The sequence below is a fragment of the Marinitenerispora sediminis genome (genome assembly GCF_003336425.1).
GTDB lineage: Bacteria > Actinomycetota > Actinomycetes > Streptosporangiales > Streptosporangiaceae > Marinitenerispora > Marinitenerispora sediminis.
This window is the reverse complement of the sequence record NZ_QEIO01000243.1, coordinates 1-4,572: the sequence shown is the minus strand read 5'-3', so window position 1 is coordinate 4,572 and position 4,572 is coordinate 1. Positions and strand designations below refer to the sequence as shown.

Here is a 4,572-nt window from a genome sequence, read left to right as displayed (position 1 = left end):
GACGGCGCCTGGAGCCGCATCGCCGAGCGGCTGCGTATCGACGCCGCCACCGGCGAACACCTCGGCGTGATCCCACCTGGTCTCCAGGGCGGGAACCGCCGCAGGCGCGGGTCGCGGGGGGGGGAGGCGCCCGGCCGTGGAGCGGGCCGCCTACCGGGACCGCACCACCGGCGAACGCTCCATCAACCTGCGGAAACAGATCCGGGCGGCAGCGACCGGGTACGGCACGCGGGCCGCGGTCGACGACGGAACCGTGCACGTCCCCTCCATCCGCATCCGGCTACGCGATCTCACCCGCTCAAAAAACACTGCCTAGCGCCCCCGGCCGCCCGACGTCCCCGGCTTGACATTGACGCCAGCGTCAACCCCGCAGGCTGGCCCCATGACCGCACACACCACCGCGGGGCTCCCCGCGCACCCCGGCCCCACCGAGCACCCCGACCGCCCGCTGCGCGGCAGAGCCGTCGTCGTCACCGGCGCGGGCAGCGGCATCGGCCGGGCCACCGCCCACGCCTGCGCCGACGCCGGCGCACGCGTCCTCGCCGTCGGCCGCCGCACCGCGCCCCTCGCGGAGACCGCCGGGGGCCGCCCGGGCATCCGGCCGTTCGCCGCCGACGTCACCGCTCCCGACGCCGCGGAGCGGATCACCGGCGCCGCCGCCGATGCCTTCGGCCGCATCGACGCCCTCGTCAACAACGCCGGCGCCCCCGCCTACGACGCCCTCGGCGGGCACACCCGCGACGCCGTCATGCGCCAACTCGACCTGCACCTGGTGGCGCCGATGCTGCTCACCCAGGCGGCACTGCCCGAGCTGGACCGCGCCGGCGGCGTGATCGTGAACGTGACCACCGCCGTCGGCCAGCGCGGCTGGCCCGGTGACGTCTCCTACGCCGCTGCCAAGGCGGCCCTGGAGACGGTCACCCGCGGCTGGGCGGTGCAGCTCGCGCCGCGCGGGATCCGCGTCGTCGCGGTCGCGCCCGGCGCGATCGCCACCCCCATCGCCGAGCACGCCGGCCGCACCGAGGAGCAGCGCGCCCAGACCCGCGCGTGGCAGCTCGCCCACACGCCCGCGGGCCGGCTCGGCCGTCCGGAGGAGGTCGCGTGGGCGATCCTGCAGCTGGTGTCGCCGGGCGCGTCGTTCGTCACAGGTGTCGTGCTCCCGGTGGACGGCGGCGCGCTCGTGACCTGACGCCGCCCGCGGCTCAGACCAGCTGGGGCTGCAGGGACGCCGCCGGGGGACGCTCACTGATCGCGGTGTCGCGCGGTAGCGGCCGGTAGCGGCCGGTAGCGCCGCGCGTGTACTGGACCAGCTCGGTGCTGGCCGCCCCGTCGCCGGCGAGCCGCCCGGAGCGCGCCAGGCGGATCCGCGCGGTGTGCTGGATCTGGGCGGCCATCACCCCCAGGTCGGCGGTGGACTGGTGGGTGTGCTCCCGCAGCCCGAGGTCGACCTGGGCGAGCGCGTCCAGGCCGACCTGCTCCAGCAGGTCGATCAGCAGCGCAAGTTCCACCCCGTAGTGCGACATGAACGGCACCTGGCGCAGCACGTCGCCGCGCCCGGCGTACTCGCCGGACAGCGGCTGGACGAAGCCGGCCAGCCGCGGCCAGTACTGGTTGAGCAGCGGCCGGGCGACGAGTTCGGTCACCCGGCCGCCGTCGAGGGCCGGCCCCTCCGATCCCGTGAGCGGGCGGTCGTAGCACGCCTTGACGTAGGCGACCGCCGGGTCGGTGAGCAGCGGGCCGAGCAGCCCCGTCACGTAGCTCGGGCTGAACCCGATCAGGTCCGCGTCAACGAAGACGATGATGTCGCCGGTCGCCACGAACAGCGACTTCCACAGCGCCTCGCCCTTGCCGCTGCCCAGGGGCAGGTCCGCGCGCACCTGGTCCTGGTGGAAGACCGCGGCGCCCGCCTCGGCCGCCACCCGGGCGGTGTCGTCGGTACTGCGCGAGTCGATCACGATGATCTCGTCCACCAGCGGGACCGCCTCGCGCAGGGCCGTGCGGATGGCGGCCACGATCGCGCCCACCGTGGCGCTCTCGTTGCGCGCCGGCAGGACGACGCTCACCCGCTGGCCGCGCTTGGCCCGCAGCAGGGTGCCGATGTCCCAGTCCTCCGCGCGGCTGGTCCGCTGGTCCAGCCAGGTCCGTACCTCTGCTAGCACGTGCCCTCCCCGTGGGTTCTGGACAGGACGTCGCCCCGATGTGCGATCACGTCCTAACAACGGATATAGCCGGTGATCTTTTCCGGGGTGTCGCCGGACTTTGTCGGTTCTATGACGACATCCCAGGTTCCGGCCCCGGAACGGGACTCGGCGGCGCGCCCGCACGGCCGTCCGACCCCCGGGCGCCCGCGCCCCGAGCGGTCAGCACCCGCTTCCCCGCGCGCCCCACCACGCGGCCGCCCCGCACCAGCCGGCGTCGCGGCACCGGGCGCCCCCTCGCCGGAGCACGCCCCCCGACCGGCCAGGATGGGGACATGATGCGCATCGGCGAACTGGCCGCCGCGGCCGGCACCACACCCCGCGCCGTCCGGCACTACGAGCAGGCCGGCCTGCTCGAATCGGAACGGGCGCCCAACGGCTACCGCCGCTACCCGCCGCGCGCCCTCAACCGGGTCCGCAGCATCCGGTTCCTCGTCCGCGCGGGCCTCACCCTCGACGACGTCCGGCACTTCCTGCCCTGCCTCGACGGCGACGTCGCGGCCGCCCCGCCGGCCCCGGACAAGCTCGCCGTCGCCCGCGCCCGCCTGGCCGCCCTCGACGCCCGGATCGCCGCCCAGACCGAGGTCCGCGACCGGCTCGCCGCCGCCCTGAGCTCCGCCGACCCGCCGGCCGGCGAGGACGGGGCTGACCGGGACGGCGGTCGGCGGGGAGGCGCTCGACGCCCCTCCTGACCGGGCGGCGACCCCGGCGCGCCTCCGCCCCCGCCCGCCGGACGTGCTGCGTCGCGCTGCCCCGCCATTCACCGCGTCGGTGCCCAGTCGCGGTGCGCGCGGTCACCCCCGCCGCTCCGCGCCCCGTGCACCCGCCCGTCCGAGCACCCGGGGACGGCCGGCACCCCAAGCGCCGCGCCCGGCCGGAGACTCCGGCGCCGCCATACCGTCTTTTCCCGTAAACAACACAGTTGCCACCCACCCAAGGGAAGGTTAAGGTATTTTTCGTGAGTGATCGTCTGTACTCGGTGGAACAGGTCGCCGAACACCTCGGCCTGCACGTACGCACCGTCCGCAACTACGTGCGGGACGGCCGCCTCAACGCGGTCCGCATCGGCAAGCAGTACCGGATCGCGCACGAGGACCTGGAGGCGTTCACCGGCCGCCCGGTCTCCGCGCCCGCCGACCACCCCGCCGGGCGGCAGCGCCACACCGAGGTGTCGAGCATCGTGGAGATCGACGCGGCCAGCCCCGAGACAGCCCACCGCCTGGCCACCCTGCTCATGAGCGTGGGCGCCAACCGCAGCTCGGACGACCAGCCGCTGCGGATCGAGACGGCCTACGACAGGGAGCGGGCCCGCATGAAGGTCATCGTCCTGGGCGGCCTGGGCGACACCGCCCGCCTACTCGAACACATAGAAGGACTCCTCACGCCATGAGCACGATCTACACGTCCGAGGACGGCGCACGCCAGATCCGCCGCCGCTACCGCGAGGCCCTCGACGCCTGGCCCGTCCCCGCCGAGCACCTGCGCCTCCCCACCCGCGAAGGCGAGACGTTCGTCGTCGCCTCCGGACCCCGCGACGCGCCGCCCGCCGTGCTGCTGCACGGTTCGGGCACCAACACCGCGATGTGGCGCGACGACGTCGCCGACTGGTCGCGGCACTTCCGCACCTACGCCGTCGACCTCGTCGGCGAACCCGGCCTGAGCGCGCCGTCCCGCCCGCCCCTGGACTCCGACGCCCTCGTGCTGTGGCTGGACGACGTGCTCGACGGGCTCGGCCTCACCAGCGCCGCGCTCGTCGGAGCCTCCCTCGGCGGCTGGCTCGCGCTGCACTACACCGCGCACCGCCCCGACCGGGTGACGCGCCTGGCCCTGCTGTGCCCCGGCGGCCTGGGCCGGCAGAAGACCGGCTGGCTGGTCAAGGTCGTCCTCCTGCGCCCGTTCGGCCACTGGGGGACACGCCGCTCCGTGAGCGCCGTCGCCGGCCTGGACGCACCGCGGCACCGGGACGCCCTCGACAGCGTGGCGCTCACCTTCACCCACTTCAAACCGCGCACGGAGCGGCTGCCGATCTTCCCCGACGACACGCTGCGCCGCCTCACCGCCCCCGTTCTCGTGCTCGTCGGCGCCCGCGACGCCATGTTCGACTCCCACGAGACCGCCCGACGCGTGCGGCAGTGCGTCCCGCACGCCACCGTCACCGTGCTGCCCGACACCGGGCACGCCATCCTCGGGCAGACCGCGGCCGTCTCGGCATTCCTGCGCGGCTGAGCCGGGCCGGCACCGGCACACGCGGCCGCCACGCCCGTCCGCGCCCCACCACCGGCACGCGGGCCCCCCATCCGACCCTCACCACGACGCCATCAGCGCGGTCGGGTCGGACAGGAACAGCCCGAGGACGGCGGTGGCCGTCACCGCC

6 protein-coding genes are annotated in these 4,572 nt (G+C 75.3%); 5 read left to right on the top strand and 1 reads right to left on the bottom strand.

All coding sequences use genetic code 11. The features are described 5' to 3' along the window. The first annotated feature begins 136 nt into the window (after window positions 1-136). The gene (locus DEF28_RS25605; RefSeq protein ID WP_114433607.1) at window positions 137-316 is read left to right on the top strand and encodes a hypothetical protein; all 180 of its coding nucleotides are present in this window, start codon (window positions 137-139) and stop codon (window positions 314-316) included. Between the two features lie 66 nt (window positions 317-382). Then, window positions 383-1,189, top strand: a complete 807-nt coding sequence (locus tag DEF28_RS25600) for an SDR family NAD(P)-dependent oxidoreductase (protein ID WP_114433605.1) — start codon at window positions 383-385, stop codon at window positions 1,187-1,189. 13 nt (window positions 1,190-1,202) lie between these two features. Here DEF28_RS25600 and DEF28_RS25595 read toward each other — a convergent pair whose 3' ends face one another. Next, window positions 1,203-2,159 carry a glucosyl-3-phosphoglycerate synthase gene (locus DEF28_RS25595; RefSeq protein ID WP_114400780.1) on the bottom strand — a complete coding sequence of 319 codons (957 nt, stop codon included), beginning with the start codon at window positions 2,157-2,159 and terminating at the stop codon, window positions 1,203-1,205. Window positions 2,160-2,473: 314 nt separating this feature from the next. On the opposite strand from DEF28_RS25595, the gene DEF28_RS25590 reads away from it, so the two are divergent. From DEF28_RS25590 to DEF28_RS25580, 3 genes are all read left to right on the top strand, one after another. Then, a complete protein-coding gene (locus DEF28_RS25590) occupies window positions 2,474-2,890 on the top strand; it encodes a MerR family transcriptional regulator (protein ID WP_233515541.1) in 417 nt (138 codons plus the stop codon). Window positions 2,891-3,156: 266 nt separating this feature from the next. Continuing rightward, complete coding sequence (locus DEF28_RS25585; RefSeq protein ID WP_114400779.1) at window positions 3,157-3,588, top strand: helix-turn-helix domain-containing protein; 432 nt, start codon at window positions 3,157-3,159, stop codon at window positions 3,586-3,588. After that, a complete protein-coding gene (locus tag DEF28_RS25580; protein WP_114400778.1) occupies window positions 3,585-4,424 on the top strand; it encodes an alpha/beta fold hydrolase in 840 nt (279 codons plus the stop codon). Before DEF28_RS25585 ends, DEF28_RS25580 begins: the two co-directional genes overlap by 4 nt. Window positions 4,425-4,572: the final 148 nt, after the last annotated feature.